Source organism: Candidatus Yanofskybacteria bacterium, from assembly GCA_016181175.1.
Classification (GTDB): Bacteria; Patescibacteriota; Minisyncoccia; order 2-02-FULL-40-12; family IGHO2-01-FULL-4-A; genus 2-01-FULL-44-17.
This window is the reverse complement of sequence record JACOZV010000001.1, coordinates 242078-268676: the sequence shown is the minus strand read 5'-3', so window position 1 is coordinate 268676 and position 26599 is coordinate 242078. Positions and strand designations below refer to the sequence as shown.

Here is a 26599-nt window from a genome sequence, read left to right as displayed (position 1 = left end):
TTGCTAAATTAAAAGACCCGATCTGGGTCTTTGTTTAATCAATTATCTTAAAAATGTCGTCTTTCTTTTTTGGCTTTGGCGGTGGAGGTATCAGTCCGCCTTGCGGCAAACCGCCAAGCATGGGCGTAGTCGCTTGAGACATGGTCCTCTTGGATTCATAAATACGCTCGCCGGGAGCATGTTTCTTGTACTCTAACGCTATGCTTCTGCGGATATTTAACAAAAGGCTAACAACTGAAAATTTCATCGGATATATTTTGAAAACATTTAGATAACCCTTAACGAAAAAGTATAAAATAAAATAAAGTTTTGCCAGCGGCAGTTTGAACAGAAATTCGGCAAATTTCCTGGAATATAAGAACGGGAAAGCGAGAAATACCGTTCCCAGCAACGACATGTTGCTTTGCATTCTTTTTTCCAGTGGGGTAAAACAATTTAACGGACTCTCGTTTTGATAACTCGCGTGAAGTTTTCCAAAGTCAGTATAGTCAAACCAGCCGTTTTCCACTACATATTCTGAAAGCTCACAGCCTGGGTAGGGATATACCGGCGAAAATTCTCCAAAAGTAACTCTTGATTTGAGATTCAATTCCAGGGAATCAAAATCGTAATCAATCGGGGTTTTATCTTGTTCGGCCATTATTTCCTTTTTTACCGGAATAGCCAAAATTGAATTAGCAAAAGTTTTTACGCCCATTTCATTGCAAAGCGCAAAGGCCTCTTCAATTTCAGGCCGAGTCATATGGCGTTTTATAACTTTTTCTCTGATATAATCATTACCTGACTCAATGGACATTGTTATTGAATGAAGGCCGGCCTTCTTGAGGACGGTAAGATTCTCTCTGGTCAAAACATTACATCGCGTTAAGCAGAAAAACGGCAAGCCGACTTCTTGAGGGTAAATTTCGGCAAATTCGGCAAGCCAAGGATCAACGCTCCGGCTCAAAACGAACATATCATCATAAAACTTAATGAACTGGGTGGAATATCTATTTTTTAATTCTTTAAGTTCGGCGCATAATCGTCTTGGAGAGTATCTCCTATATATCGGACCCAGACCGCGCTGTTGGGCATTCGTTTTTGGCTCAAAACAATAGGTGCATTCAAACGGACAGCCCCAGGAACTCATAAAACAGCGCATTGGAAATTTGCCAAGATGAGTTTTACTGTAAACAATCTCTCTGTCATAAAAAGGCAGGCCATCCAAAGGGTGGGTCAATTTGTGTCTAAAACGATTACGATTTGCTTCAGTTTCATTTTTCCATTTAGAAAGCCAGGAATCTCTGGTAAAGATATTTGGTATGTTGCTTGTGTCTTCTCTGTCCCGTAACGCCTTAAGGAGTTTGGGCCAGGCAACATCGCATTCGCCCATACCAACGGCATCAATTAGGCTTTCTTCAATAATGTCAGGGTTGAAGGTCGGGTGAGGACCGCCCATTATCGTAACGATGCTTTTTGAATAATCCTTTATTTTGTCGTTGGCTTTTAGAAAAAACTGTTGTTCGCCGGTTTTGACACTGCAATGCGCGACTATATCCGGTTTAATACGCTTCAATTCCTCGCCCAAGTCGTCCTGACTTAAAACGGTTAGAAATGTCGCGAATCCCTCCCGTTTGGCCAAGGCCGACATTAGCATCACTCCCATCGGGTCAATGTAATCAACGTTATTTACAACAAAAAGAATTTTGTCGGCCATATTCCACCTCCTCTCCGGCTATAATTTAATTTTTAAAAAACTTGTTATTGAAAATAGCACGAATCACTATTTTTATCAAATTCAAAAACCAGCTCGCCATAGTGCCTTTTGGTAATTTCAAAAACTAGCTCGCCATTATACCTCCTATCACCATTTGAATTCCCAGCGAGAATTCTACATTCCGTCAAAAGCGTGGATTTTGCTCGCAGTGAGGAAATATTATACTGCTCGCAAACCATGTCCCGATTTTCATTCATGAAAATCGAGGATCCTCGATTCTGCAAAGCAGAATCGGGACAATCCACTCTTTTGACGGTGCTATGAGGCATAATGGCCTCGCTTTTCCATTTTGCTATCCACAAAAATCACAAAAGGCACAATGGTTCGCTAAAAAATTACAAACCAAAGGCAAGCGAAACCTCTTGATTTTCGTCATTCGTCTGCCGACTAGTAAATTAACGAACCGGGCGTTTATTGTTCCGCTGGCAATTTGCGGGCCCCGGAGTCAGAAGACGAAGGGGGAATGGATAACCGCAAATTGCCAGGAACAATAGCACGGTGAGGAAAATTTGCAGAAAGGCATGACGTTGTAAGAAAATCAGAGGGTGAGCTTGGTTTGTAATTTTTGAGAAAGCTCGTATTCTTGTATAATAAAAATATGGAAAACATAAATCTTGCCACGATGATGGCATCGGTTGCCATACTATTGGGTATTTTTGTTCTCAATTTGGTTGTGGGAATGTACTACGGTTTTGGTGTTCGGCATTACTGGTTTTTCCAGACATTGCATTTTTTGGGCGGGTTTTTTGTAGCTATGTTTTTCTCAAGTTTTTTCAGCTCCGTCAGTTTGATTTTAATAAGTCTTGGTATCATCAGCATTTTGTGGGAATCGGCGGAGTTTTTGATTGCGTCTGCTCCGACGCTTTCAAGATACATAAAAAGTAAATTCAGACTTAAAAGCGTGAATTACGAATGGAAGGATGGTTTATTTGACCTTGCATTAAACTTCACCGGCGCAATTTTATTTTTGTATTTGTTTTGAAAAAACAAAACCGCCAGCAATGGCGGTAAATAATTTTTCTTTTCAAGTCAAGACACTGTTACAACTCTATCTCACTCTAGTTTTTTACGCTACTCGTTTAGAAATTCCTCTAGTACTTGGAGGGGAGTAACATTGAATTTGTCCAAATTGCTAATTATTAAACCAAAACTATAAACAAAATTCCGAGTAAGGTAGCACCAATATATTCCTAGCGTAAATAACGACAATACCAACACCTTTTTCCGGTTTTTTTAATGTAATCCGTCCTTTTGACGGATTCCTGGATTAGATGGGTCGCTAAAGTTACTAGTTCTTGATCTGAAAATTTTCTAAGTACATCTATTATTACTTCTTGTATTATTATTTCTTGGCGCGAAAGACCAGAAGAATATTCCATACATAAGTAATCTAAAGAATACTCCTTACCTGTATACCAAAAAATACACATGAGAAATCTTCTCTTTACTGCTTTTAGCGAATCGGCTACTTCTTTTTCTTTGCTCTTTTTTAATTTCTCTATTTTTGAAAGCAAGACCTCAATTGGCTTTCTTTCAATTAGTAAGTTACCTTCGGCTGCTTGCTCTAACATTTAAAACCCCCGATTTTTAAAGTTACTAATATTGTAATAGGTTAGCATATGAATTTGCGATGTGTCAAGGGTGCAAAAATTACAAACCCCAAGCCGATACCAAAGACACTTTTAAGAAATCACGAAAGGATCTCTAGCGATATCTATTATTTCAAAAATTTAGCGAGCCATAGTGCCTTTTGGGACTTCTGGGGTTGCCGCCAGCACGGTTTTGTCAATGACCGAACGAAGTGAGTGTCTTGACAAATGGCGGCAATCACAAAAGATGAGAAAACCTCGCTGGAGGTTTTCGAAATTCCCAAAAGGTTCTATGGCGAGCGGGGGTTTTTAATGGAATAGTATTATATTTTAAAAAAATAAAAAGCCTCACTATTGTGAGGCGTCTAAAGTATTTATATCCCCTGCATCCACTCTTCTTCATTATTTTTCAAAACATCAATTAGCATAACCTTTTTTAATTCTTCCCTTGGCAACAGCGGATGCTGGTCTTCAAGCGGATTGCCGAATTCCAGCCGCGGAGTGATTTTTTGATGTTCATCCAGCACCACATCACAAACGATTGGACCATTATAATCCAAAGCTTCTCTTATTCCTGATTCCATTTCGGCATGACTACCGATCCTAAGATTGGCAATGCCATAAGCCCGGGCAACTTTTAAAAAATCAGGACAACTATAACCGTCGCGCGATGATACAGCCAAACATCTTTTTTCAAGCTCTTCCGTGCTTGCAATACCAAACCACGACTCAATTGTCTGCTTAATGATTCCGTAGCTGTGGTTGTTCAAAACAAAAACTTTAATCGGCAGCCCCAACCGCTTAATAGTTTCCAATTCTTGTATGTGAACCTGGAATCCCCCGTCTCCGATTATACAAACAGTTGGTTTTTTGTCGTTGGCAAGGCAAACACCGATGCTCGCGGCAAGCGAATAGCCCATGGACGACAAACCCATATTAGAAAAAACTCTTTGGCCATCTTTTACCTCAAAGGCCTGCATTGTCCAGATAAGGTTTCCGCCGCAGTCCGTAACTGCCGGAACAGAAGCATCTATCATATTAGAAAGTGTTTTTAAAAAAACATAAACGTTAACAGAATTTTTTTGCTTATAATATTCAGGTAAAACTTCCGTGTATAAGATTTTGTAAGTCGTTGTTTGATTGCGCCAACAGTCAATATTAAGCTTTGGGAGATATTTGTTTTGACCGAACAAAAGGTCAAAGAAGTCACGCAAATCGCATTTGATTGGCAGGTCAACTTTGACTCTCGCCCTTGCCAGCTCAAATTCATCAATATCAACCATGATTTTTTTAGCGTCTCGCGCGAATGTGTTCGGACTGCCGCCGGTTTGTCTGACATTTAAGCGCGCTCCAAGAGCAATAACCAAATCTGCGTTTTGAACGGTAAAATTAGCCCGCCTGTTCCCGTAACTGCCAATATTGCCCAGATAAAGCGGATGGTTATGCGGCATATTGTCAAAAGCGGCCCAAGTGGCAACAGTTGGAATGCCGAGAGATTCAATAAATATTCGCGCCTGTTCAATTGTGCCTGATAGTCTTAACCCGCCGCCCAGCAAAACAACTGGACGTTTGGCTTCTTTAATCATTGCCAGAGCTTCTGTAATTTTAGTGGAAATCTTGTCTTGGTTTTGCGGTCCAACTTTTTGCAATCTTAAATGCGCATCCGGATCCGGATTAAAACCAACCAGTTTTTCCGGCTCAACATTTGCTTTTTGCACATCCAAAGGAATCTCAAGGAGCACCGGTCCCGGTCTGCCTTCGTTGGCAATAGAAACGGCTGTCTCCATATAATATTTTATATTCTCCGGGTCTTCCACATATTGGGCATACTTGGTAACCGAACCGGCAATGGTAACCATATCTACAATCTCGCGGCCATGTGAAGTAACGTCTTTGCTGCGGTTCCATCTCTCCCTAACTACCTGCCCACAGATAAAAATACAGGGAATAGAATCATTCCACGCGCCATCTATGCCATTAAGCAGATTCAGTGCCCCCGGCGCATTAGTGCTGATCATAGCGCCAAAACCGGCAAAACGAGAGTAGGCCTCGGCCGCCATGGCCCCAACCTGTTCATGATTAACACAGATATGTTTCAATCTCGGTTCTTTGTGGAATGAGTCAATCAGATTAACGGCATAACCGCCCGTCAGCACAAAAACATGTTTCAAGCCCAAATCGGCCAAAAAATGAATCACGTAATCCGAGAGTTTCATTGGCCCTCCTCAAATTATTAAATAACATTTGGTGCTAATATAACACGCCGGGGCAACAAATCAAGCGTGTATTTTGTCAAGAAAAAAGTGCGTCAATGCGCACTATTTGAGCTGAACTCTATATCTATTTTCCAACCACCTTGTGATATTTATTTGCGTTTGCTCTCGAAAGTGCCATGGCAAACTGCAATAGCCCAGCTTCTTCATCTCGCGCCAGGCATCTTTGGCATCCCAGCCCATCACTTCAACTCTGTATAAAAAACAGAGGCAGCCGGTGCGATCCCTGCCATGAACGCAGTGAATTAAAACTGGCTGGTTAGACTTACAGGAAACAAATTCAATGAATTTGTTTATTTCATCGTCGCTAGGAGCGCGGCCTGATATGGGAATTTGCAAAACGGCAAGATCGTGAGACAAAGCCCAATCAAATTCCCAATCCTCGGCATGTTTTAACAAAATAATAATGGAATTTATGCCATATTTTTTGAAGAAATAAGACAACGCTTCAGGTGCGGGTTGAGATGAACGGTATAACTTGCCCGCTTCTACCTCGTAAAATCTGAATCTGTCTTCATACGACAGCCAGGGAATAAAATGTTTCAAGCGCACAACCGCTTCACGAAGCATTGATTTAAACATTTCTACCCATCCTGCCAGAAAAATAGACTTTTTTTATGAGTTTAAGCACGGTCTTGGCAACGCTTATAACATTATCAATTCTTGTGGCATTGGTTCGACCGTATTTACGGCGGCCGCGGGTATAAAATGGCGCTTCTGCATAGGACAGACGGTATTTTTTCAAAAGCATCACCAAAATTTCGGCCATGTAAGCAAAGTCGTCGGCATCGGGATTAAGCTCGCGTAGTATTTGGGTCGGGATAATCGTCGTGCCATTGTAATAACGAAGGCGCAAACCAAAAATTAAATTCATGAACACGGTAAATGTTTTGGAAATCAGGCGTCGTCCAAATGGCCGGCGGCTCATATCGGCTTGATAGCCAATGACGACATCAGCATGTTCCAGGCAACCGAAAAGGTTTTTCAAAGAATCGCCGTGCAAAGTATTTTTACCAGGCACCATCATAAAGTAACCAAATCGCGCCATGGCTAATCCCTGCTTATATTTAAAACCTAAATTGACGAAGGCCTGATTGTGGATAACGCGTATATGCTGATTTTGCCTTGCCAACTTATCGGCAAGCTCTGGCGTGCCATCACTTGAACCATCCGGTTCAAGAGAATCAACAATTATAATTTCCCAGTCCACGACTTTCCCGTTTTGGATAAAAATATTCATGTTGTCGGTGACATACCCGACCGCACCCTCTAAATTGCCCGCTTCTTTGTGAGCGGGCATCACCACGCTCACAGAAACGGCCATATGATTTTCCTGAATTATTTGTCAACGAACTTGTCTAAGTCAATATCACAAAAGTGGTATATTGCCAATACGTCAAGATTGTTATAAACTCACAAAAGCTATTTCACAAAAAATACAGGAAACACAATGGAAACTCCACGAATTGACACCCAATTTGATAGTCAAAAAATTTCATATCACCCAGCTTGGTTGAAACGATGGTTAGATAATCCTTTTTCAACGCCACCAATTTATATCGAAATATCCCCCATTGGTCTTTGTAATCATCGCTGTACCTTCTGCGCCAAGGAAGTAATGGGCTATCCCGACAGAAGTATTCCTAAAGAGAGGCTGATTGGGTTTATCCGAGAACTGGCATGGTTGAGATCTCAAGACCCTGATGGTTTGGGCGTAAGAAGCTTAATGCACGCGGGCGAAGGTGAACCTACACTCTACAAAGACCTGGCCGAAGTTATCGCAGAAACTGCCAGATGCGGCATTGAAAGCGCTCTCACTACCAACGCCACCGGTTTAACTGAAAAATTTCTTGACCCCGCCCTACCGCACCTAAGCTGGATTAAGGCCAGCGTTAACGCCGGTAAAAAAGAGACTTACACAAAAATACACAAAGCTGGACCCAATCATTGGGATACAATCTGGCGCAATCTCGGAAAAGCGGTAGAAATGAGAACAAAATTCGGATATTCGTGCGAAATCGGCTGTCAAACAGTGCTTCTGGTAAATGACACGCTAGATTTAGACGGCACGGTTGTGCCGGCCAACTGGCATGAAGCTATTGACTTGGCAAAAAAAGCCAAAGAAACAGGGTTAGATCATGTAGTGATTAAACCATACGGCCAAAATCCCTATAGCTTGGGAACCATGCAAAGATATGGGGACATGAAATATACCGGCTTCCTGAAGGAATTTGAAAAAATGGATGGTGAACTGCAAAAACTGAATGATGCAAATTTTAAAGTTGTTTTCAGGTGGAATACAATACTAAGCTATGAAAAGCCGAAACGGGAATACGAAAAATGTCTGGCTACACCCATGTCGTGGGCATATCTACAATCGGACGGTATGATAATCAGCTGTGCCGCCCACAACAGCAACCCGGATTTTGACCTCGGCAACATTACAGATAAGACCTTCAAAGAAATTTGGTGGGGAGAACGCCGTCGCCAGCACATTGAATTTATGAAAAACTTTGACATTTCGGCCTGCCGCAAAAATTGCAGGATGCATTTTGTAAATGAAGCCCTCTGGGATTTGGAAACGAAACGCCAATCAGGACCGGAAAATGTACAAGAAACGTTCCAACCGGATTCCTTACCTAAGAATGTTAATTTTATCTGACGGGAGATGACAGTGCAGACAAAACTAATCATTTTTCTCGGAGTCCAGCTTTCGGGTAAAACAACTCTCGCCAAAATAATAGCCCAAGAAACAGGCATTCCTTTTATCAATCTAGACAAAATAAGGAAAAAACTATTCGGACCGGTTTTATCGGCACCAAAAGATTGGACTAATCAAGAAAAAGAAGCGATAGAAAACCAGAAAACCGCCCAAGCATATGATAAACTCTTTGAAACGATTAAAAATAGTGCGGGCCATAATGTGCCGCTGATCGTGGAAATGCCGTCACTTACCAAAAAATGGCATGTCGGTACCATGGAAGATCGTCTTAAGCAAATAGCTGAATCGTATTCAGTAAAACTAAAAATAATATGGTGCCAAATTACTAACGACAATGAACTAGAAATCAAAAAAAGATCAGATGAAAGATTAAAAGATACCCAAGCAGCTCCGATACGGCCAGAAGACTATTATATGTTCAAAGCAAGATACGCAAGATGCGGAGGAAAGCCAGCGCTTGAACATTTAGCCGTAGATACTTCGCAACCACAGGAAGTATGTCTTACCCAAATACATAAATATTTGGACGAATAAGTCTAGCCAAAAAAAAGAACCCGTTTTACAGCGGGTTTTTATATTATCCTAAAAGAGTATCAACAAAACCAAGCAACATTTTAGAATTTACGGTGGTCTTGTTACCCAGATATGTTGTGGCTATGGCTCCGGCGGCATTGCCAATGAAACCGCACAACTCAAGCGGCAGTCCGGCGCGAACACACGGCGCCACCAAAGAATAGTACGCGTCTCCGGCACCAACGGTATCAATCACTTTTTTTGAAAAAATCGGAATCTCAAAAATCTCTTTGTTGTTTGAAATAACGGAACCTTTGTGTCCTTGGGTGATGGCAACTATGGAAGCTCCGAGACTTGCCATCAGCTTAACTGCCTGATTAGGAACCGTACTCCATTGATCTCTCAAGGCAAGACTGGCCTCAAACCGATCAAGACACACCAGATCAGCTTTGGGATACTTAGCAACGTCATTTAAACCTCTATTTCCGCTGTTTACCTGGGTATTCACGGAAAGGAAAGGAGCGTTATTGCAAACGAATTCAATGACTCTTTGCGTCATCAAACCGTGGCCGTAATCAATTACAAAAACCAAGTCAGCGTCTTTAATTCCTCCATCTTTTAGAAGCGCCATAAAACTGTCTTCTTCGCTTGGGGTCAATGGCGCTTCGTCAAAAGTATATGTCTCGGAATATTTTCTAAAATACGCCATTTCAATCTCTCTGCGTTTTATAATTGTTGACAATCCATCTCTGGTCATTATCAACGGCTTTGTATTGTCGGTAGCCATTGAATCCAAAATAAGACGTTTGTGCGAATTACGCGAACCGATGGCAGTAACCAGGGTTACGCTTGAACAAAAATTGGCAATATGACCGACACAGGCCAAGCTCCCGCCCGCGTACATTTCCGTGTTGAGATATTTTAAAGCGATTACGCCGCCTTTTGGCGATACCCCCATCGGTTTCACAAAATCGTACTGATCAACTATGGCTTCTCCGATCACCATAACCTTGAGTTTTTTCAACTGCTCTAAAAAATTAATAATTTCTTTGAAAGAATATCTTTTCTTAAAATCATCAAGAAAAACTAGAACGTCTTCAGGATAAGGATTAATATAGTGGTTTAAAAGGGGTGTCGCGTGGATCGGAATCTCGTGAGTAAAACACAATTTACCGCCAACTTCCTCAACGGCTTTTTTTTCCAAAAACACTCTTGTTGACGGATCCTCGGCACGCTCACGGCAGGAAGCACCCTTTATATAGAAATCGGGTTTTAAAAGTTTAATGAGCTCAACGCAATCTTGCGTATCACAAAGGACAACATAATCAGTCAACTCCAGAGCTGCGATAATGCTTGCTCTGATATTTTGATTAAAAACCGGCCGGCCCGGACCCTTTAAAACGTAGCGATCCGTTGTTAGGCTTACCACCAGAATATCACCAATCTCTTTTGCCTGTTCAAACTGATGCAGATGTCCGGCATGCCATAAGTCAAAAACGCCGTGGCACAAAACTGTTTTTCTGCCAAGCGCCTTTTGGCCCTCAAGTATGCCCGACAGTTCTTCCGGCGTTTTTATTTTCTTATGAGTCGGCATTGATCACCCCCGCTTAATTTTTAAATAACTTGAGTTGAGTCCACCCTACCACCTACTTAACATACCAGTCAATTGTCTTTTTAAGACCTTTTTGAAAATCAGTTTTTGCCTTAAAACTAAATTCTTTTTTGGCCCTGCTGACATCCAGCATCCGGCGCGGTTGGCCGTCAGGTTTGGTTTTGTCCCAAACAATTTTACCTTCATACCCAACAAGCTGGCAAATTAATTTCACAAGATTTTTTATGGAAATCTCCATACCCGATCCCAAATTTACCGGTTCATGACCATCATAATGTTCAGCCGCTAAAATAATCCCCTCTGCAGCATCTTCTACATACAAAAACTCTCTGGTGGCTTTGCCTGTACCCCAAACTTCAATGCTTTTTTGTTTATTTTTCTTGGCCTCCAAAACTTTACGAATAAGGGCCGGAATCACGTGAGAAGAGTTGAAATCAAAATTATCCCCAGGACCAAAAAGATTAACCGGCAAAAGATAAATAGTGTTAAAATTATATTGCTGACGATACGCCTGGGCTTGGACCAAGAGCATTTTTTTGGCCAAACCATAGGGAGCATTGGTTTCTTCGGGATAACCAACCCATAAATTTTCTTCTTTAAAGGGTATCGGGGTCAATTTGGGGTATGCGCAAACCGTTCCTATGGCTACGAACTTTTTTACTTTTGCCAGTCTTGCCGCTTCTACAAGCTGTGCTCCCATCATAATGTTATCGTAAAAAAGTTCGCCGGGTTTGGCGCGATTCAAACCGATACCTCCGACCTTAGCCGCAAGATGAATAACAACATCCTGACCGCGAACAACTTTTTGACAATTTTCCCACTTTCTCAAATCGCAGTCCTTAGATCGTGGCACTAAAATGTTTTTGGCCGGAACGCCTTTTTCTATAAGTTTTTTCACGACAAAAGAGCCGACAAAGCCAGCACCGCCAGTCACAAGAATTTTACTTGAACTGAGTTTTGTCGAAGTTTTATTTCGTAAATCCATAGGGTAATTACTTAATCAAAGTTAGCAAAAAACACAAAAATAAGCAAAGATGGCGGCTTGTAAACATGACGTTTTTGGTATAGTTTAATGGTGAATCCCGTTAGAGGTCTCGCTCGCGACATAGTCGCGAGTCCGAAGGACCTTGGCGGGGCTACCTCTAACGGGATGCGATTTTGTTACATAAACATAACACAAGACCCACCTTCGCGTGATGCGGTTTATTTGAGAGGCCTAGAAGAAAATGACTGTGAGATTTTGTATTGCAATGATGGTTCTTCGACTTTTTTAAAAAAAATTTGGCAAATTATAAAGAAACACGGACATGCTAAAAGAAACTACGATATGTTGTGGGTCGGTTATGGCGCACACAATCTAGTCCCGCTGGCTAAATTAATTTCAAGAAAAAAAGTTGTTTTTAACGCCCTGGGTTCCCTATATGAGGGGAGGATATTGTCACGCCGCCAAGCTATGCCATTTTCCCCAAAAGCGACCTGGATTTGGTTAATAGACTTTCTGGCTTTTCATTTGTCAGACGTAAGCCTTGTTGAAACTGAGGCGCAAAAGGAATGGCTAATGAAAAAGTTTTTCCTCGGCAACAATAAACTAACGGTAGCGTTGACTGGGGTTGATGATAACTTGTTCTTCCGTGAACCTGAAGCCAACATGTCAGCGACATTTACCGTTTTATTCCGCGGCGGATTTCTGCCAGAATCCGGTATAGAATATGCCATAGATGCCGCAGAAATTCTCAAAAATGAAAAAATAAAATTCAGAATAATCGGCAGGGGTCAAATGGAAAAAATAGTTAAAGAAAAACTGGCAAAATTTGATTCAAAAAACGTTGAGTGGATTTCACAAAAACTGGAACAAAACGAACTGCGCCGGCTCATGCAAGAATGTCACACATCCCTGGGCCAGCTTTCAGACCATAACCGCCTTACCAGAACCATTCCACACAAAGCATTTGAAAGCTTGGCCATGAAAATACCTTATCTCACGGCCCGCAATAAAGCCGTGCTTGAGTTGCTCACAGAAAACGAAACTTGTTTCTGCTGCCGCCCGGCTGATGCACGTGATTTGGCCGACAAAATTATCTGGATAAAAAATAATTATGAAAAGGCTCAAAAAATAGCCGAAAATGCTTACCGGTTATACCTGCGCGAACTAACTCCAAAAATCCTCGCAAGGAAGGTTTTGGAATCATTTTGACATTTAATTATTTTGGGATAAGCTTCCTGATATAATCTGCCATGTCTAACAAAATCACAGAAAGAAAAACCTGCCGAATCTCCGGAGAAAAACTCATCGGTTTGTTTTCTTTGGGAAAACTGCATGTGTCTAATTTTTTACCGCTTGATGACGACGTAAGACTGGAACCTGTGGAACTCAAATTGTGTCTGGCTCCAAAATCTGGCCTCGTTCAGCTCGCCCATTCCGCGCCCACTGATTACATGTATACCCACTACTGGTACCGTTCAGGCACAAACGCGTCAATGACCAATGAACTTAAACAAATTGCCGAACCCGTTCAGAATCAAATGAGTTTGAAAAAAGGCGATGTATTTATTGATATTGGCTGTAACGACGGGACTCTTTTTAAATTTGTTGACCCGCGAATAATAAGAGTGGGGTTTGACCCGACAAAAAATGTTAGTGAAGAAGCCAAGAAACATGCCTCTTTAGTTATTCAAGATTATTTTAACTATGCCGCGTATAAAAAATCACGATACGGCAATAAGAAAGCAAAAGTAGTCACTTCAATCGCCATGTTTTACGACCTTGAAAACCCGCATATTTTTGTAAAAAATATTCATAAAATCCTTGAAAAAGACGGATTGTGGGTTATACAAATGAGTTACTTGCCGCTTATGCTCAAGCAGCTTGCTTTTGATAATATATGTCACGAACACCTTGAATATTACACTTTAACTTCACTTAAACATCTGCTGGACAGCCACGATTTCCAAATCGTTGATTGCCAACTAAATGATGTTAACGGTGGAAGTTTTCGTGTTTATGTAAGAAAAAATAGGGCCGACCCGACTAAATTTGCCACGGCGCCCTATCGGGACGTTGCCCTGCACAGAGTTGAATCAATACTTGCCCATGAAAAAACTCTAGGCCTGGGGAAGAGTAAAACTTATTCCGATTTCTACCAAAAAATAAACGACCTAAAAATTAAGACCGTTAATTTTATAAAACAAGAACGTGGGAAAGGAAAAACAACTTGGGGCTATGGCGCATCAACTAAAGGTAACACTCTGCTTCAATGGTTCGGTTTGGATAATACCCTGATAGAAGGAATTGCCGAACGTTCTCCCAAAAAATTCGGACATAAAACAGTTGGCACTAATATTCCGATTTATTCCGAGGAAGAAATGCGCAAACGCCGGCCGGATTATCTTTTGATTCTGCCGTGGCATTTCATAAGTGAATTCAAGGCTCGCGAATCAGCTTACCTCAAGGCGGGCGGCAAGATTATCGTACCTTGCCCAAAGTTTGAGATTATCAGTAACTAGTAACTGGTAATCGGTAACTAGTAAATAGTAAATTAGTAAAATGAGTAAAGAAATTAAAAACTTTTATGATCTGGAAGTGTGGAAAGTAGGACATAATTTAGTTTTAAGTGTTTACTAAATTACAAAAAGTTTTCCAAAAGATGAGATCTTTGGAATAACCAGCCAATTGCGCAGAGCATCCAGTTCTGTTACTGCAAATATTGCCGAAGGATTTGCTCGTTATCATTTTAAAGACAAAGTTAGATTTTATTATCAATCTCGAGGGTCGGTTGCAGAAGTTCAAAATTTTTTAATTTTATCCAAAGATAACGGTTTTATTACCGCCCAACAGTGTAACCAGCTCGACGAAAAAGCAAGTGAGACAGCACGATTAGTTAATGGGTTAATCCGTTCCATAAAAAATCAAAAATAGTTACCGATTACTGATTACCATTTACTAATAATCTTCATAAGATTTTTCCTGAACAATATCGGACTTCAATAGGGTATTTATCTCTTTCCAAACTGCCGCCCTTTCATCATTATTTTTGAAGGCCACTCGCGCCGCCTTGATAAACTCCGGCCCGAAATCACCGTTTCTTTCGCAAAGACGTTTTTTGTCTTCAATATCCCAACCCTTGGCACTTAACCGACGCAACTTATTAAAAAGCTGGCCGAGTTCTTTTGTTGGTTTTATTGATTTATTAAAAATTACACGGAGCAGTTTAAGTTCACGTTTAATATTTTTTAACTTCTTCACATCTTTTATCCTCTCCGATTTAACCTCTAAAATTGCGATCTTGTCCATTAACTCGGCTGAGGAAATAGGTATTAAAATTTTAGTTTGCGTTATGATTTTCATTTTTATGTTACTTTTTTAGATTATTTAATATAACATCAATTTCTTGTTTTGCCATGTCAAGGGTTATATTTTTCACATCGCCACCGACACTCTTGAGGACTCGATTTAACTGACCTGGCGGGCGGTGATACTCGCGCTCATCTGTAGATCCGACAAAGACAAGATTTGCCACATCAAAGGCATCGGCCGTTACCATCGGGCCGGAATCATTGCCTATGACAAGATTACATTTTGAAATTGTAGCCTTGAATTCGTCCAGACTTTGGTTAAGCAGGTTAACCGCCGGAACGTCACCCAAGGCCGCAAGCATCGCTATTATCGGCCTCTCATCTTTGCCGGCTCCGACAAGCAGAATTTTAGCGTTATATTCTTTGTGGATAATTTTGGCAAGTTCGGCAAATCTTTCCGCCGGCCACCAGCGTTCGGGAATCGCGCCGCCAGGCGCAAAAGCGACAATTAAATCACTTGCTGATATACTATTTTGAATAAAAACATTATTAACTTTATTTTCCGCATCTTTAGAAAAATATAGACGGAAGTGGGCATCACCCGTATTAGCACCAAGTGGAGCGAGCAGTTTAAGATATTGCGGCGGAACATATTGGCCGGTGTAAAACGGCGACGTGAGTGCAAATTTTTTTAGAATTGAATAAGAAACCGAGGTGTCTCCTCTGTCGCTCTCTAGTGAAAAAGTAGAAATGCCCTTAATGCCTGCGAAATATAACAAAGCAAAACCTATCGTACTGCCAAGATTGGCCAAACAAGCAAAATCAATTTTTTCTTTTTTTAACTGTTTAACGACAGTCCAAAAGTTATTTTCGTAATTTATATATTTATCTATATCCGGGTTGTGTCTGATTACTTCCTCCACTCGTCCAGCCCCGATAACATAAAGTTTGCTATCCGGATACATGGTCTTAATGGCCCTAAACATTGGCGTGATGTAAACAACATCTCCCACGTGCGGCTTCCAACGCAAAACAAGAATCCTTTTGGGATTTAAAGGAATTTTATTGGCTCTACCGTGAAATAAGTAATATAAAAAACACAATAATATAATACCAAGGTTTATAAATTTATTGGAGAATTTCATCCCGAACGAAGCAGCTGCTGCGCAGTGTTTAATATAAGTTACACGCGCATAATCACTGTTATTTTATAATTAATATCCCGTTCGTTTAACCCGATAGGGCTGCTTCGTACGGGATTTATTTTTTTAAAATTATACAAACCACCGCCCTGGCGGCAGCTGCGTAGTCCTCGTCAATTTGTTTATCTTTGTGTATGTTGAAATATTTAGCATCTGAACACCTTGCCTCATCACTTATTTGCCAGCCATTTTTTGAATATTTATAAAAAACGGACTCACAACTGGCGGCACCAAAAGCATCGATAATTTTTTGCACCATTTGCAAATCAAACTGCTGAAAAAAGCCGTGGTTTTCGTACTGACCGAACGGCACTGTAATAAAAAGTGTTCCGCCCGGTTTAAGCATTCTTTTCATTTCCAAAACCGCCGGCAGATAATCACCGTTATTTTCTTTGAACTGTTTTTCGCCGGTATATATTTGAGTATTATCCATTCCTATGTGCTCAAGCGTTGAAACACAGGAAATTATATCAAAATTATCGCTTTTGAAGGGTGCTTTTCTTATGTCGCCATAAACATACGACACTCCTTTTTTCCAAAAACAATTTGATTCTGGATTTAGATTCATTACAAAAAGATTTTTAGAGGCAACATTTTTGTGTTCAACAATTTCCACGAAATTAAGCGCCGAACCGGCATCTAACATTTCCACACGGTCACCGCCGATTTGGGAAATTATCCAGGGAATCTCAACAATTCTTTCGTCAACGCCAACACCATATTTTTCCGGCAGTTTCTCGCCGTTCTTAAACAATTTTAACAAATCGTTGTTTTTAAGAACCGCACCAATTTCACGCCATTTATACTCAAAATAACCTCGACTCCAAGGTTTACGGCCATGTAATTCATAGGATAATAAATTTCTCTGAAAAACTAATTTTTTGGCAAAATTGTATATTTTTTTTCTAAATCTCATTGGGTAGTGCAAATAAAAACTTTGTTAAAAATATCATTAATCGGTTTTTGATATCTTAATACAAAAAGCTCGCCGTCGTCATAAATTTGGAAAGCTGTTTTATTGAGGCCCAAAAATGGTTCCCAAATTTTATTGTAAAACCAACTTGCTTTGGTAAATCGGAAATTGTCGTTACCTGAAAAAATCTGGTTTTCTGGATTATAATTAAAATTAAAATCCCTCTCGCCTATAAATCCTATCCGCTTGTTGCGCTTATAATATGACAGAAAACAATTTTCAAGAAATTCAACTTGAGAGAAGGAAATTATCATGTCATCAGGCTTAATACCAAACTTTTTAACAGCTAAAGCAATTTTTAAATTATTAAATAACTTACGCGGCTCTAGCGAATAAAAGATTCTGGGAAAAAACTTTATTTCATCGAAGCAGTCACTGATATCATTTTGTTTTATGAAATCCCAACGAGGATGGCGTGAAACAACCAAGTTTATTTTAACGCCGTGCAAAATGTTTTTCAAAAATCGGGCCAGTGATAACGCGCTAACAGCAAACTCTGTATGCGAAAAAACAAGCCAAATTTTGCCGTGAAAACTGGAAAAAAGTTCACGAATCTCATGACCCAAACATTCATCTTTTGCGATATATATTTTATTTTCCGTAAGTTTTTGTTTGAGATCGTTTACAAAAATGGTGTCCGGTACTTGCGCCAAATATGTTTCAACTGATTCATAATATTTACTGCTGTATACGTTTTTAAAAAGCCGGTTAAACAAATAGACATCCAGGCCGAAACTGCGAGCAGAAACCGCTGACCACGAGTTCACGGCAAAAACACACTTAATTTTTGGAAGATTTTGCCACAAAAACAATTCGGCCGTTGTCTTATCCAGAATTAAGTTAAAACCCTTTAGGTTTAAAAATAAACACTCTTTTTCATCGGCCGGATGCGGTTTATAGTAAAGGTCATACCCTTCAAAATTACGGCGGATATAATCAAGACACTCATTGCATTGGGCAATGTAAAGATCTTTATCTGCAAAACCGGGCTTCAATATGCCGTTCATATCACTGCCAAAAAAAATAACCATTCTCTTCCTAAAAACACCGGCAGAATCCGATTCTTTACTGCTCAAACTCCATAAATATGGCAAGTAAATTCTGGAAACATTATTAATTTTGGTATTTATACCGGCAAGTTTTTTGATATCCATATTGTGAAGTTAGTTCTAAATAATCTTCTCAATTTTCTTAGTATCCAAATAATCCTCCGAGGAAAAACTTAAACCCGAGGTAGTTTTTTGAAAGCCATCGTAAGAATGCGGCTCACCAACAAGATTATGGATATCGGCGGTTGGCACAAGAATCAACATCTCATTATTGATCCACGTCTCTTTGTTAGAGTCGTTGGAACCCAGAAGAGATTCGTGCAATTTATCTCCGGCTCGGTCACCAACGTATTTTATCTTTATTTTTTTTCTTGGATAGTATTTATTAATAAATAATTCGGCTAAATTGCTCAAACGAATTGAGGGCATTTTTAAAATAAAAATTTCGCCACCAAAACAAAGCTGAGACGCTTTTAGAGTCAAACTGACAGCCTGTTTTATGGACATAAGGAAGCGGGTCGCATTTTTATTGGTAACATTAATCGCGCCTTTGGCTTCTATTTGTTTTGACCATATCGGCAAGACCGAACCGTCGGCCCAAGCGACATTCCCGAATCTAACACAGGCCAATTTCATTTTATCGCCGAGAAAAAAATGAGAGTTAATAAACAATTTCTCCATCATAAGTTTGGAAACACCAAGCACGTTTAAAGGATTGGCAACTTTATCGGTGGATATGGCAATAATTTTTTTAACCCCGGCATGTAAGGCCGCATCAATAATGTTGTGCGAACCGATGATGTTGGTTTTCATCGCTTCCGAAGGATTATACTCGCAAAAAGGAACATGCTTTAAAGCGGCTGCGTGAAAAACGATATCCACGCCCTTAAAAGCAAGCTGTAAACGCTCTTGGTCTCTTATGTCTCCGATCAGCATTCTTAAATTTTTAGGGTAACGAAGCGCTTCCAGCAAATGGTATTGGCGTGTTTCGTTCCTGGATAAAACCCTGATTTGCTTGGGTTTATACTTTAAAAGCTGGCGCACCAATTCGGCGCCGATTGACCCCGTGCCGCCGGTTACCAATATTATTTTGTCTTGAAAATCATCAAGCATGTTTTTGTAATACTACGATTAATTTAGCCACAATAAATTTAATATCACTTTCTTTAAGGCCTATGTAAAAAGGTAGAGCCAATGACGACTGGCTAACCCTTTCAGCAATCGGGAAGTCCCCCTCTTTGAAACCGAATTTGTCTTTATAAAAACTGAATAGGTGGATAGACGGCAAATATGGCTTGGCGCTTATGCCAACTCTTTGTAAGGCATCTATAACCCCATTTCTCTTGGTTACCTTATTCTTTATTCTTACAACATACACAAACCAGGTATGGGTATTGCCCTTAGCTATGGTGGGGACCTCCACAAAACTTGAAAATGGCCCCAAATGCTTGCTATACCAGCCAGCAATCCTTTGCCTCTGTTTTATCATGAAATCAAGTTTTTGCAATTGGACAACACCCAAAGCTGCGCTCATTTCGTTCATCCTGTAGTTATAACCAAGATACTGATGGTCCAGCCATTGCATATTTTCCGCCCTACCCTGATTGCGCAAACTCCCGCAAAGCTCATATGCTTTCTTGCTGTTGGTTACAATTATCCCACCTTCGCCAGTGGTCATTTGCTTATTGGGATAAAAAGCGAAAACCGCCGATTCCCCGAACGTTCCGGTGTTTTGGCCATTATATTTAGCCCCCACCGATTCACAGGCATCTTCAATTATTTTCAATTTATGCTTTTTGGCAATTTTTAAAATTGGCGCCATGTCAGCCGCCTGGCCAAAGATATGCACCACCAAAATAGCTTTTGTCCTTTTGGTAAGACGCTTTTCAATTTCGGCCGGTTCCATATTGTAAGTAATTGGATTTATATCAACAAAAACAGGTTTAGCGCCAACATACAAAATGCAATTTGACGAAGCTATAAATGAAAAGGGTGAAGTAATTACCTCATCGCCCGGCCCGATGCCAGATGCAATCATGGCCAGATGTAAACCAGCAGTACCGCTGGACACGGCACAAGCATATTTTGTGCCGATTTTTTTGGCAAACAATTTTTCAAATTCTTTATATTTCGGCCCCAAGCTTAAATTACCGGAGCTTAAAACTTCCCGCACTGCGATATGCTCATCTTTTGTTATGTGGGGCTTGGCAACTGGATATTTTTTCATCCCGTACGAGACAGGAAATGCTCTTTGAGCATTTCCGTATTATATAAGTTTATCTTTTGTTAGTATTGAAATCATAATATCCCGAAACGATCGTCAGAGTTACTTTTGCTATCTCGTACGGGATTCATTAAAAAACCGGATTATAAAATCCGGGCGCTTTATTTTAAACGTTTAATTATTTTTGCTGGACATCCGACAGCAATAACATTATCAGGCAAACTTTTATTTACAAAGCTGTGAGCTCCCACAACAGAATTCTTGCCGATTGTTACACCGGGCATAACCGTGCTATGAGTTCCCAAACAACAGTTTTCTTTTAACACAACTCTGCCGCCTTTTCCATCTATTGTTGAAACTGAATAAATTGAACAATGAGAACCAATTTGGACACCGCCTTCTATAACTACTCCGTTTTTAGCATTAATATAAGAAAACGCGCCTATGTCCGTATCCGCCCCCAATTCAAGATTCTTTGGGTGTTGAACCATCCAATTCCATTTTGTCAGTTTGCCGTGTTTAATTTTGGGCTTGTTCCATTTTTTAAATCTTTGTTTTGCCATGTTTTTATTCCTAATGGGTTATCTGTTTTGTTAACAATCTGGCATTGATATTAATATTTTCCAGTATTTTTGCAACTCTCGGACCGGTTTTGCCGTCTCCCCAAGGATTTTTAATTTTCTTTAGCCGTTTTAAATAAGCCGCGTCATTTAGAGACTTATCAATTGCTTTTTCTATTTCTTTCTTATTATGGCCAACATCAATAACATTGTCGCCGCGCTGTCGTCCCATCTGACGAATGCCAATATTGACTACAGGGGTTTGAAAAGAAGATGACTCTATCATGGCACCACTGGAATTACCCACCCAAACAGCAGCTTCGCGCTCAAACGCAAGAAACTGCTTATATTCTAAACTTGGAAATATATGAAAAAGCGGGTTGCTTTTTTCTTTTTCTAAAACTTTTATAATTTTTCTGCCACCGGCATCAGCATGGGGATAAGTAATAACTGCAGGTAGGTTAAATTTCTTGATCGCAGCAAGAGTTTCTTCCATTTGTATAGCAGCATCTTCAGCTTCTTCACTGACTGGATGTTGGGTGACTAAGATAACTTTTTTTCTAAAATCTAAACCAAGTTCCTTAAATAATTCTTCTCTTGTCGGAAGTTTTTCGTTTAATATCGCATCCAATGCCGGGGCTCCAACTATATGTATCCGCCAATCTTCCTCGCCCATTTTTTCAATACGGCGAGCCGACTCTTCAGTTGCAGGAAAATGAATATGGGATAGCTTAGTAATCGCATGGCGCGCAACCTCGTCAACGGTAGATGTTTTCTCTCCACCATGAACTTGGCCGGTAGGAATTCCGAGATACAAACAGGCCATAGCCGTACAAAGCATCTCCGGCCTGTCGCCGAGGGTCAAAACAAAATCAGGCTTGTTTTCAGAGAAAATATTGGCTAATCTTTCCAAAAAGTTACCTGTAAATTTTGCCGTCCCCAATCTGTTATCTGTTTCAAATTTTGCTTTGATACTGATTGTATCGGGAAATTCTTTTCTGACGTGACGCACCGTTTCTCCAAATTCCGGCATCAGATGGATTCCTGTAGCATATACTTGCAAGTTAAGTTTTTTACTTTTATCTATGGCTCTAAGTATCGGGGTCATCAAACCAAAATCAGCACGAGTACCGGAAACATATGCGACTTTTTTCTTCGTTCTGGTCATATAATATGTTTTTTTTCTATTAGTGTGTCTGCATTTATGTCAGTTCTTGCTACCGTTCCGATTAGTTTAAAAAAAACTTTGGGTGGCAAGCCGGTTCCCGGCCTTTTGACAGTCAAATTTTCCTTAGTAAACTTATCCCCTTTCAAAATATTTCTGGCCGCAACAATGCTTTTTCGCACAATTGGCAAATACTGCAATTCACTTTTGGTCGGTTTTTTAACCGAAGAACCTAGAATTAAATTTATATTTTTTAATTGTTCTACCATTTGTTTAAATTCAGATGGTTCCATTGAAGCTTTCTGGTCCGGACCGGATAAATTTTTATCTAAAGTAAAATGTTTCTCTATGACACAGGCACCCAGTGTCACTGCCACAAAAGACGCTTGCGCATCGGCTGTGTGGTCAGAATAGCCCACCAGAGTTTTTGTATTTTTCATAATAGCCAACATTGATCTTAAATTAACTTCATCCAAAGGGCAGGGGTAATTGGTAGTGCAATGAAGCACAACGATCTTATTGTTGCCGGCCCCTTTTATGGCACCGACCGCCTCTCTCACTTCGGCAAGAGTAGCCATACCAGTACTTATGATCATGGGCTTCTTAAATTTAGCCGCATACCGAAGAAGCGGAATGTTGGTCAAATCACTAGAACTAAATTTGAATGCCGGCATTCTCAAAGATTGCAAAAAATCCACCGACTCATGTCCACCGTGGGGGGTGGAAAACAAAATGATATTCTTCTTTTTGGCCCGCTTAACAAGTTCGGGGTAATATTTTTCTTTCAACTCGAGTTCTTTTAGCATTGCGAATTGTTTTATGTTTGCCCCCAGATTTTTTATTTGATATTTAGCCATCTTGCCACTGGCAGTAACGACCTGCTCAGCACGAAAGGTTTGAAATTTAATCGCATCCGCCCCGGAAACCGCGGCGGCATCTATCAGTTTCAAAGCCAAATCAAGACGGCCATTGTGGTTAACACCGGCTTCAGCGATTATAAAGACGGGGAATTTATCAGATATTGTTTTATGACCTATTTTTATTTTCTTCATTTTACCAAGATTACTTTTCCCAACTTACTGCTTTTTTCAAGGGCAAATAATGTTTTTAGGAAATGGTGATTCTCTTGAAAAGTAAAAGGAAATGGTTTTTTGTCTTCTATGGCTTTTAAAAATAAACCTATTTCTTCTTCATACATATCTTCTGTGGTTACATAGTTCCTTTCGCTTTTACCCTTTTTAAATTTTAAAATCTTCCAATTTTTATTTTTTGCATCAAAAACTTTTATTTCATTATCCTGCCACTCCCACTGTAAAACTCCGCTTGATCCGATAATCCGTAATGTTCTAAATGGTTTTTTGGACAAAAGATCAACGGCTATATTTCCAATTACGCTGTCTTTAAACTTTAAAATTGCCGAATAAGCATCGTCGGCTGACATATTAAGATTGGAAAGTTTTTCCGTAAAACCAAACACCTTAGAAACTCTCTGCAGGTTTAGAGCATGGCTTAACCAGCCAAGCTCAAACGCGAACATCTCCCGGCAGGCCCCGGTCTTTTTATTTGAAAAATACACTTTTCTAAAATCTTCCCACGGATGCCAGGAGGGCAAATATTGGCCAAGATGATATTGAAAAGAGAGTATTTCACCTATTTGTTTCTTGCCTATGATTTTTTTTATCATTTTCACGGCCGGATGAAATCTTAAGGTGCATGATGGAGCCATTATGAAACCTTCGCCCTTAAGGCCCATGAGTTCTTTATAGCCACGGTCCGTTGTAGGATGTTCAACAAAAAAATGCTTTTTGTTCCTGGCAGCATGCAAAAAATACGGCCAATGCGTGTCTGGCGGAGATGAAATAATGTAGGCATCTGCATCGGTTTTTTTAAGAGCTTTTTTAAAACTGTTAGGGGTGTTTATACCGTATTTTTTATTCGCTTCAATGCAACGGTCTTTCCGCGGATCAAAACCAAAAATGTTCTCTTTTTTAACGCCGTGAAAAAGGAGATTGCGTATTCTCCTTTTTCCCATTGAACCCAACCCTATTTGCAAAAAATTAAAATTTTGCCAATTTTTCATGTATTTTTTCTTTATTTTCATATAAAAATTCTGCCATTATCCAATCCTCTCGTTGATCCAAATCTACCGATCTCCAACGGGGACAAAGAACGCCTACCGTATTTTTGTTAACAAAACTTTTAGTTTTAAAAAATTCTTCCGTTCTGATCATGTAAACCATGCAGCCATTCAATAAATAACCGGCAGGCCAAACCTGCCTGTTAGTGCTTTCTCTTTCAATTTTATTAGCCAAGATTAATCTGCCTTGATTATCTAAATAATAAAGGCGCGGATGGGTTTCGCATATTGTACAAATGGATTTGACTTTGGAATCCTGCATCCGTTCCCAGCATTTTTTAATGTCGGATATTTCTCTCAATGGCGAAGTTGTTTGTAAAAGCGTAATAATGTCGGGTTTATAACCATCTGTTTTTTTAAGTCTTTCAAGCAACAGCAATACGGCGTCATTAACCGAAGATTTATCACCGGCTAACTTTTTGGGTCTTAAAAACGGCACCTCCGCACCGTATTTTTTGGCTATCACGGCGATTTTTTTATTTTCCGTATCTACAATAATCCTATCAAACAGTCTGGTTCCCTTGGCTTGTTCTATTGTGCGCGCAATTAGCGGTTTGCCGTGAAAAATTTTGATATTCTTTCCTGGTATGCCTTTAGATCCACCCCTGGCTGGAATAATTGCTAAATTTTTTATTTTCTTCATATTTATAAAACTTGGTACCTTAATTTCCACTTCCTTTTATTTTTTTTCCAAAGGTGCGGCGAACGAAACCTGTCTGCCAGTTTCAAAAAATATTCGCGAGTCATTTGCGGCTGTTTAAAAACTTTATACGCGATGGGAAATTCTTTTTTAGTAATTGAAAGATATTTCCACAATTCATCTTCAAATCTTGTTGGGAATTCACCGTCAAATCTTTTTACCAAAGAAACACCCTCATCCCGCGTAATCTCACCGGATCTAACTTCTTGAGCGGCATCATAAGTAGACCTCCCAATACCGAACTTAATGAATGTCGTGTAATAGTGCAGGTCGTCTATCCTGTCATCAATGCTATTATATTTGCTATAAGTGCCGGGTGTGCGCTCCGGTGATGCCTGGAATCCACCATGTTCTACGGCATAGTAATAAGAACCTTGCGGATGCCATTTTAGATAATAACCGAGATAATGAACCTGCAATTTCAGCTTTTTCAATTCTTTGGGATCGGCCGGAAGGTATGCCTCAAGATCATTGGCATTTAAACCAAACCTGCCCATCAAATCCTTAAAAGAAGTCCCGCCAAGAAAAATTTGCGATTTGTCAGACGCGGTAAAATAAGACCAATCCCGCTCTGATTTTTTGGAATCTCCAATAGGATTGCCGTATTCTGACTCGTTTTCACCATAAAAGACAAGCGGCACTTTGTAAAGTAGGGCCATCTTGGGCGCTAATGCCTTTTGACCAATTATAAATGGCTGGAAAGGATGAAAAATGTTCTCCACTGCTAATCTAGTAAGAAGACGGTGGACGCGTCCGTTTGGGGTGAATAAAACATTATCCAGGCCGGCGTGAATCCATGACTGCATATTTTTCCATCCCCAATCAGTATAAATATGCGGCGCCCAGGTAACTGTCAGCGGGTGCATGCCGAATTTATACTTAAGCTGGTGAGCCGCAAAAAAACTATCCTTACCGCCAGAACCTGGAACGATACAATCGTAATAGCCGTCATTCCTGCGATAACGGTTACAAAGAACAGTTAATTCTTTTTCGCGCGCAATCCAGTCAATATTTTTTTTAGTCTCGGCAACACGACAAGCATCACAAACACCTTGCTCGTCAAAATGTATGGTTTCTTTTTTACTCTTTATTGTGTGTTTGAACTCAACCGCTGAATTCGGCCTTTGATTAGAAATAACGCACTTTTTACAAAATTTTACTTCGGCTGGCAGGCCGTATAATGTTTTCATATTAAACGAATAAAGTTTTTTATTACTTTTAAACCGACTTCTCCGCTTTTTTCGGGATGAAATTGGCAACCATAAATATTGCCTTGCTTGATAATTGAACAAAAGCTATTCCCACCATAATTAGTCGTGGCAAAAATATTTTTAGAATCTTCCGGCTGCATTACATAAGAATGAACAAAATAAAAATATGACTTTTCGCCTAAAGAGCTGAAAATGGGTTCCTTCTTTTTGCTTTTAACAGTAATTTTGTTCCAACCTATATGAGGAACTTTGGTTCCAGGCAATAACTTCCCAAACTTAATAACCTTTCCAGACACAATGCTCAAGCCTGCAAATTCACCGAATTCATATCCCCAACTCATCATTAATTGAGCACCCAAACAAATCCCCAATATGGGCCGGCCGCTATCGGCAAACTCCTTTATAATCTTAACCAGACCACGCCGCTTTAGTCCGTCAATCCCGGCCCCAAAAGAACCGACCCCCGGCAAAATCAGGGCAGATGATGACCTTATAACTTCGGGGTCTTCTGTCACAACAACAGAGTCAGAAAACTTCCGACAGGCCTTGGTAATGCTATACAAATTGCCAAGACCATAATCAATTATTGATATTGTTGGTTTTGGTTTCATGGATAGTAA

At 40.1% G+C, this 26599-nt stretch carries 26 protein-coding genes and 1 pseudogene; 6 read left to right on the top strand and 21 right to left on the bottom strand.

All coding sequences use genetic code 11. The features are described from left to right. Positions 1-34: 34 nt before the first annotated feature. The gene (locus HYT61_01340) at positions 35-1696 is read right to left on the bottom strand and encodes a B12-binding domain-containing radical SAM protein (GenBank protein ID MBI2062867.1); all 1662 of its coding nucleotides are present in this window, start codon (positions 1694-1696) and stop codon (positions 35-37) included. Positions 1697-1740: 44 nt separating this feature from the next. Then, positions 1741-1953 (bottom strand): hypothetical protein, encoded by a 213-nt coding sequence (locus tag HYT61_01335; protein MBI2062866.1) that lies wholly within the window; start codon positions 1951-1953, stop codon positions 1741-1743. 368 nt (positions 1954-2321) lie between these two features. Here HYT61_01335 and HYT61_01330 point away from each other — a divergent pair, with 368 nt between their 5' ends. Beyond that, on the top strand, positions 2322-2738 hold the full coding sequence (locus tag HYT61_01330; protein ID MBI2062865.1) for a hypothetical protein: 417 nt from the start codon (positions 2322-2324) through the stop codon (positions 2736-2738). A 208-nt stretch (positions 2739-2946) separates the two neighbouring features. Here HYT61_01330 and HYT61_01325 read toward each other — a convergent pair whose 3' ends face one another. The 4 genes from HYT61_01325 to HYT61_01310 form a co-directional block, all read right to left on the bottom strand. Then, complete coding sequence (locus tag HYT61_01325; GenBank protein ID MBI2062864.1) at positions 2947-3327, bottom strand: hypothetical protein; 381 nt, start codon at positions 3325-3327, stop codon at positions 2947-2949. A gap of 392 nt (positions 3328-3719) precedes the next feature. After that, positions 3720-5561 (bottom strand): thiamine pyrophosphate-binding protein, encoded by a 1842-nt coding sequence (locus HYT61_01320; protein ID MBI2062863.1) that lies wholly within the window; start codon positions 5559-5561, stop codon positions 3720-3722. 102 nt (positions 5562-5663) lie between these two features. After that, positions 5664-6200: a dual specificity protein phosphatase family protein gene (locus tag HYT61_01315; protein MBI2062862.1), complete on the bottom strand. Its 537-nt coding sequence runs from the start codon at positions 6198-6200 to the stop codon at positions 5664-5666. Beyond that, complete coding sequence (locus HYT61_01310) at positions 6193-6942, bottom strand: glycosyltransferase family 2 protein (GenBank protein ID MBI2062861.1); 750 nt, start codon at positions 6940-6942, stop codon at positions 6193-6195. The genes HYT61_01315 and HYT61_01310 overlap by 8 nt, the downstream gene beginning before the upstream one ends. Positions 6943-7068: 126 nt before the next feature. Between HYT61_01310 and HYT61_01305 the strand changes: the two genes are divergently transcribed. Both HYT61_01305 and HYT61_01300 read left to right on the top strand, forming a co-directional pair. Next, the gene (locus HYT61_01305) at positions 7069-8280 is read left to right on the top strand and encodes a radical SAM protein (protein MBI2062860.1); all 1212 of its coding nucleotides are present in this window, start codon (positions 7069-7071) and stop codon (positions 8278-8280) included. 6 nt (positions 8281-8286) lie between these two features. After that, positions 8287-8874, top strand: coding sequence for an ATP-binding protein (locus HYT61_01300; protein MBI2062859.1), 588 nt, complete (start codon positions 8287-8289; stop codon positions 8872-8874). Between the two features lie 43 nt (positions 8875-8917). On the opposite strand, the gene HYT61_01295 is transcribed toward HYT61_01300, so the two are convergent. Together HYT61_01295 and HYT61_01290 are read right to left on the bottom strand one after the other, a co-directional pair. After that, the gene (locus tag HYT61_01295) at positions 8918-10447 is read right to left on the bottom strand and encodes an adenylyltransferase/cytidyltransferase family protein (protein MBI2062858.1); all 1530 of its coding nucleotides are present in this window, start codon (positions 10445-10447) and stop codon (positions 8918-8920) included. Positions 10448-10499: 52 nt separating this feature from the next. Next, the gene (locus HYT61_01290) at positions 10500-11450 is read right to left on the bottom strand and encodes a GDP-L-fucose synthase (protein MBI2062857.1); all 951 of its coding nucleotides are present in this window, start codon (positions 11448-11450) and stop codon (positions 10500-10502) included. A gap of 87 nt (positions 11451-11537) precedes the next feature. Here HYT61_01290 and HYT61_01285 point away from each other — a divergent pair, with 87 nt between their 5' ends. The 3 genes and pseudogenes from HYT61_01285 to HYT61_01275 all read left to right on the top strand — a co-directional run bounded on the left by HYT61_01285 (position 11538) and on the right by HYT61_01275 (position 14381). Then, positions 11538-12659, top strand: a complete 1122-nt coding sequence (locus tag HYT61_01285) for a glycosyltransferase (GenBank protein MBI2062856.1) — start codon at positions 11538-11540, stop codon at positions 12657-12659. A gap of 41 nt (positions 12660-12700) precedes the next feature. Further along, on the top strand, positions 12701-13969 hold the full coding sequence (locus tag HYT61_01280) for a methyltransferase domain-containing protein (GenBank protein MBI2062855.1): 1269 nt from the start codon (positions 12701-12703) through the stop codon (positions 13967-13969). Between the two features lie 40 nt (positions 13970-14009). Beyond that, positions 14010-14381 (top strand): annotated as a pseudogene (locus HYT61_01275) (four helix bundle protein). Positions 14382-14405: 24 nt separating this feature from the next. Here HYT61_01275 and HYT61_01270 read toward each other — a convergent pair. The 13 genes from HYT61_01270 to hisH all read right to left on the bottom strand — a co-directional run bounded on the left by HYT61_01270 (position 14406) and on the right by hisH (position 26590). Continuing rightward, positions 14406-14810 (bottom strand): hypothetical protein, encoded by a 405-nt coding sequence (locus HYT61_01270; GenBank protein MBI2062854.1) that lies wholly within the window; start codon positions 14808-14810, stop codon positions 14406-14408. 7 nt (positions 14811-14817) lie between these two features. Continuing rightward, positions 14818-15903, bottom strand: coding sequence for a glycosyltransferase family 9 protein (locus HYT61_01265; protein MBI2062853.1), 1086 nt, complete (start codon positions 15901-15903; stop codon positions 14818-14820). Positions 15904-16018: 115 nt separating this feature from the next. After that, complete coding sequence (locus tag HYT61_01260; GenBank protein MBI2062852.1) at positions 16019-16876, bottom strand: methyltransferase domain-containing protein; 858 nt, start codon at positions 16874-16876, stop codon at positions 16019-16021. Beyond that, entirely contained in the window at positions 16873-18087 is a 1215-nt protein-coding gene (locus HYT61_01255) for a hypothetical protein (protein ID MBI2062851.1), read from the bottom strand. The genes HYT61_01260 and HYT61_01255 overlap by 4 nt, the downstream gene beginning before the upstream one ends. A gap of 15 nt (positions 18088-18102) precedes the next feature. Then, positions 18103-19095: an SDR family NAD(P)-dependent oxidoreductase gene (locus HYT61_01250; GenBank protein ID MBI2062850.1), complete on the bottom strand. Its 993-nt coding sequence runs from the start codon at positions 19093-19095 to the stop codon at positions 18103-18105. Further along, complete coding sequence (locus HYT61_01245; GenBank protein MBI2062849.1) at positions 19088-20209, bottom strand: DegT/DnrJ/EryC1/StrS family aminotransferase; 1122 nt, start codon at positions 20207-20209, stop codon at positions 19088-19090. The genes HYT61_01250 and HYT61_01245 overlap by 8 nt, the downstream gene beginning before the upstream one ends. 158 nt (positions 20210-20367) lie before the next feature. Next, the gene (locus HYT61_01240; protein ID MBI2062848.1) at positions 20368-20769 is read right to left on the bottom strand and encodes an acyltransferase; all 402 of its coding nucleotides are present in this window, start codon (positions 20767-20769) and stop codon (positions 20368-20370) included. 10 nt (positions 20770-20779) lie between these two features. Beyond that, entirely contained in the window at positions 20780-21934 is a 1155-nt protein-coding gene (neuC, locus tag HYT61_01235; GenBank protein ID MBI2062847.1) for a UDP-N-acetylglucosamine 2-epimerase (hydrolyzing), read from the bottom strand. Beyond that, entirely contained in the window at positions 21931-22983 is a 1053-nt protein-coding gene (gene neuB, locus HYT61_01230) for an N-acetylneuraminate synthase (protein MBI2062846.1), read from the bottom strand. The genes neuC and neuB overlap by 4 nt, the downstream gene beginning before the upstream one ends. Then, positions 22980-24032 (bottom strand): Gfo/Idh/MocA family oxidoreductase, encoded by a 1053-nt coding sequence (locus HYT61_01225; protein MBI2062845.1) that lies wholly within the window; start codon positions 24030-24032, stop codon positions 22980-22982. Before HYT61_01225 ends, neuB begins: the two co-directional genes overlap by 4 nt. Further along, on the bottom strand, positions 23989-24711 hold the full coding sequence (locus HYT61_01220) for an acylneuraminate cytidylyltransferase family protein (GenBank protein MBI2062844.1): 723 nt from the start codon (positions 24709-24711) through the stop codon (positions 23989-23991). The genes HYT61_01225 and HYT61_01220 overlap by 44 nt, the downstream gene beginning before the upstream one ends. 2 nt (positions 24712-24713) lie before the next feature. Beyond that, positions 24714-25958: an N-acetyl sugar amidotransferase gene (locus HYT61_01215; GenBank protein MBI2062843.1), complete on the bottom strand. Its 1245-nt coding sequence runs from the start codon at positions 25956-25958 to the stop codon at positions 24714-24716. After that, positions 25955-26590 (bottom strand): imidazole glycerol phosphate synthase subunit HisH, encoded by a 636-nt coding sequence (hisH, locus tag HYT61_01210; GenBank protein MBI2062842.1) that lies wholly within the window; start codon positions 26588-26590, stop codon positions 25955-25957. Before hisH ends, HYT61_01215 begins: the two co-directional genes overlap by 4 nt. Positions 26591-26599: the final 9 nt, after the last annotated feature.

What these genes read in the sequence shown, in the direction of transcription:
- HYT61_01340 (MBI2062867.1), bottom strand. Translation starts at nt 1,696, where the DNA reads ATGGCCGACAAAATTCTTTTTGTTGTAAATAACGTTGATTACATTGAC.
- HYT61_01335 (MBI2062866.1), bottom strand. Translation starts at nt 1,953, where the DNA reads ATGAATGAAAATCGGGACATGGTTTGCGAGCAGTATAATATTTCCTCA.
- HYT61_01325 (MBI2062864.1), bottom strand. Translation starts at nt 3,327, where the DNA reads ATGTTAGAGCAAGCAGCCGAAGGTAACTTACTAATTGAAAGAAAGCCA.
- HYT61_01320 (MBI2062863.1), bottom strand. Translation starts at nt 5,561, where the DNA reads ATGAAACTCTCGGATTACGTGATTCATTTTTTGGCCGATTTGGGCTTG.
- HYT61_01315 (MBI2062862.1), bottom strand. Translation starts at nt 6,200, where the DNA reads ATGTTTAAATCAATGCTTCGTGAAGCGGTTGTGCGCTTGAAACATTTT.
- HYT61_01310 (MBI2062861.1), bottom strand. Translation starts at nt 6,942, where the DNA reads ATGGCCGTTTCTGTGAGCGTGGTGATGCCCGCTCACAAAGAAGCGGGC.
- HYT61_01305 (MBI2062860.1), top strand. Translation starts at nt 7,069, where the DNA reads ATGGAAACTCCACGAATTGACACCCAATTTGATAGTCAAAAAATTTCA.
- HYT61_01300 (MBI2062859.1), top strand. Translation starts at nt 8,287, where the DNA reads ATGACAGTGCAGACAAAACTAATCATTTTTCTCGGAGTCCAGCTTTCG.
- HYT61_01295 (MBI2062858.1), bottom strand. Translation starts at nt 10,447, where the DNA reads ATGCCGACTCATAAGAAAATAAAAACGCCGGAAGAACTGTCGGGCATA.
- HYT61_01290 (MBI2062857.1), bottom strand. Translation starts at nt 11,450, where the DNA reads ATGGATTTACGAAATAAAACTTCGACAAAACTCAGTTCAAGTAAAATT.
- HYT61_01285 (MBI2062856.1), top strand. Translation starts at nt 11,538, where the DNA reads ATGGTGAATCCCGTTAGAGGTCTCGCTCGCGACATAGTCGCGAGTCCG.
- HYT61_01280 (MBI2062855.1), top strand. Translation starts at nt 12,701, where the DNA reads ATGTCTAACAAAATCACAGAAAGAAAAACCTGCCGAATCTCCGGAGAA.
- HYT61_01270 (MBI2062854.1), bottom strand. Translation starts at nt 14,810, where the DNA reads ATGAAAATCATAACGCAAACTAAAATTTTAATACCTATTTCCTCAGCC.
- HYT61_01265 (MBI2062853.1), bottom strand. Translation starts at nt 15,903, where the DNA reads ATGAAATTCTCCAATAAATTTATAAACCTTGGTATTATATTATTGTGT.
- HYT61_01260 (MBI2062852.1), bottom strand. Translation starts at nt 16,876, where the DNA reads ATGAGATTTAGAAAAAAAATATACAATTTTGCCAAAAAATTAGTTTTT.
- HYT61_01255 (MBI2062851.1), bottom strand. Translation starts at nt 18,087, where the DNA reads ATGGATATCAAAAAACTTGCCGGTATAAATACCAAAATTAATAATGTT.
- HYT61_01250 (MBI2062850.1), bottom strand. Translation starts at nt 19,095, where the DNA reads ATGCTTGATGATTTTCAAGACAAAATAATATTGGTAACCGGCGGCACG.
- HYT61_01245 (MBI2062849.1), bottom strand. Translation starts at nt 20,209, where the DNA reads ATGAAAAAATATCCAGTTGCCAAGCCCCACATAACAAAAGATGAGCAT.
- HYT61_01240 (MBI2062848.1), bottom strand. Translation starts at nt 20,769, where the DNA reads ATGGCAAAACAAAGATTTAAAAAATGGAACAAGCCCAAAATTAAACAC.
- neuC (MBI2062847.1), bottom strand. Translation starts at nt 21,934, where the DNA reads ATGACCAGAACGAAGAAAAAAGTCGCATATGTTTCCGGTACTCGTGCT.
- neuB (MBI2062846.1), bottom strand. Translation starts at nt 22,983, where the DNA reads ATGAAGAAAATAAAAATAGGTCATAAAACAATATCTGATAAATTCCCC.
- HYT61_01225 (MBI2062845.1), bottom strand. Translation starts at nt 24,032, where the DNA reads ATGAAAATAAAGAAAAAATACATGAAAAATTGGCAAAATTTTAATTTT.
- HYT61_01220 (MBI2062844.1), bottom strand. Translation starts at nt 24,711, where the DNA reads ATGAAGAAAATAAAAAATTTAGCAATTATTCCAGCCAGGGGTGGATCT.
- HYT61_01215 (MBI2062843.1), bottom strand. Translation starts at nt 25,958, where the DNA reads ATGAAAACATTATACGGCCTGCCAGCCGAAGTAAAATTTTGTAAAAAG.
- hisH (MBI2062842.1), bottom strand. Translation starts at nt 26,590, where the DNA reads ATGAAACCAAAACCAACAATATCAATAATTGATTATGGTCTTGGCAAT.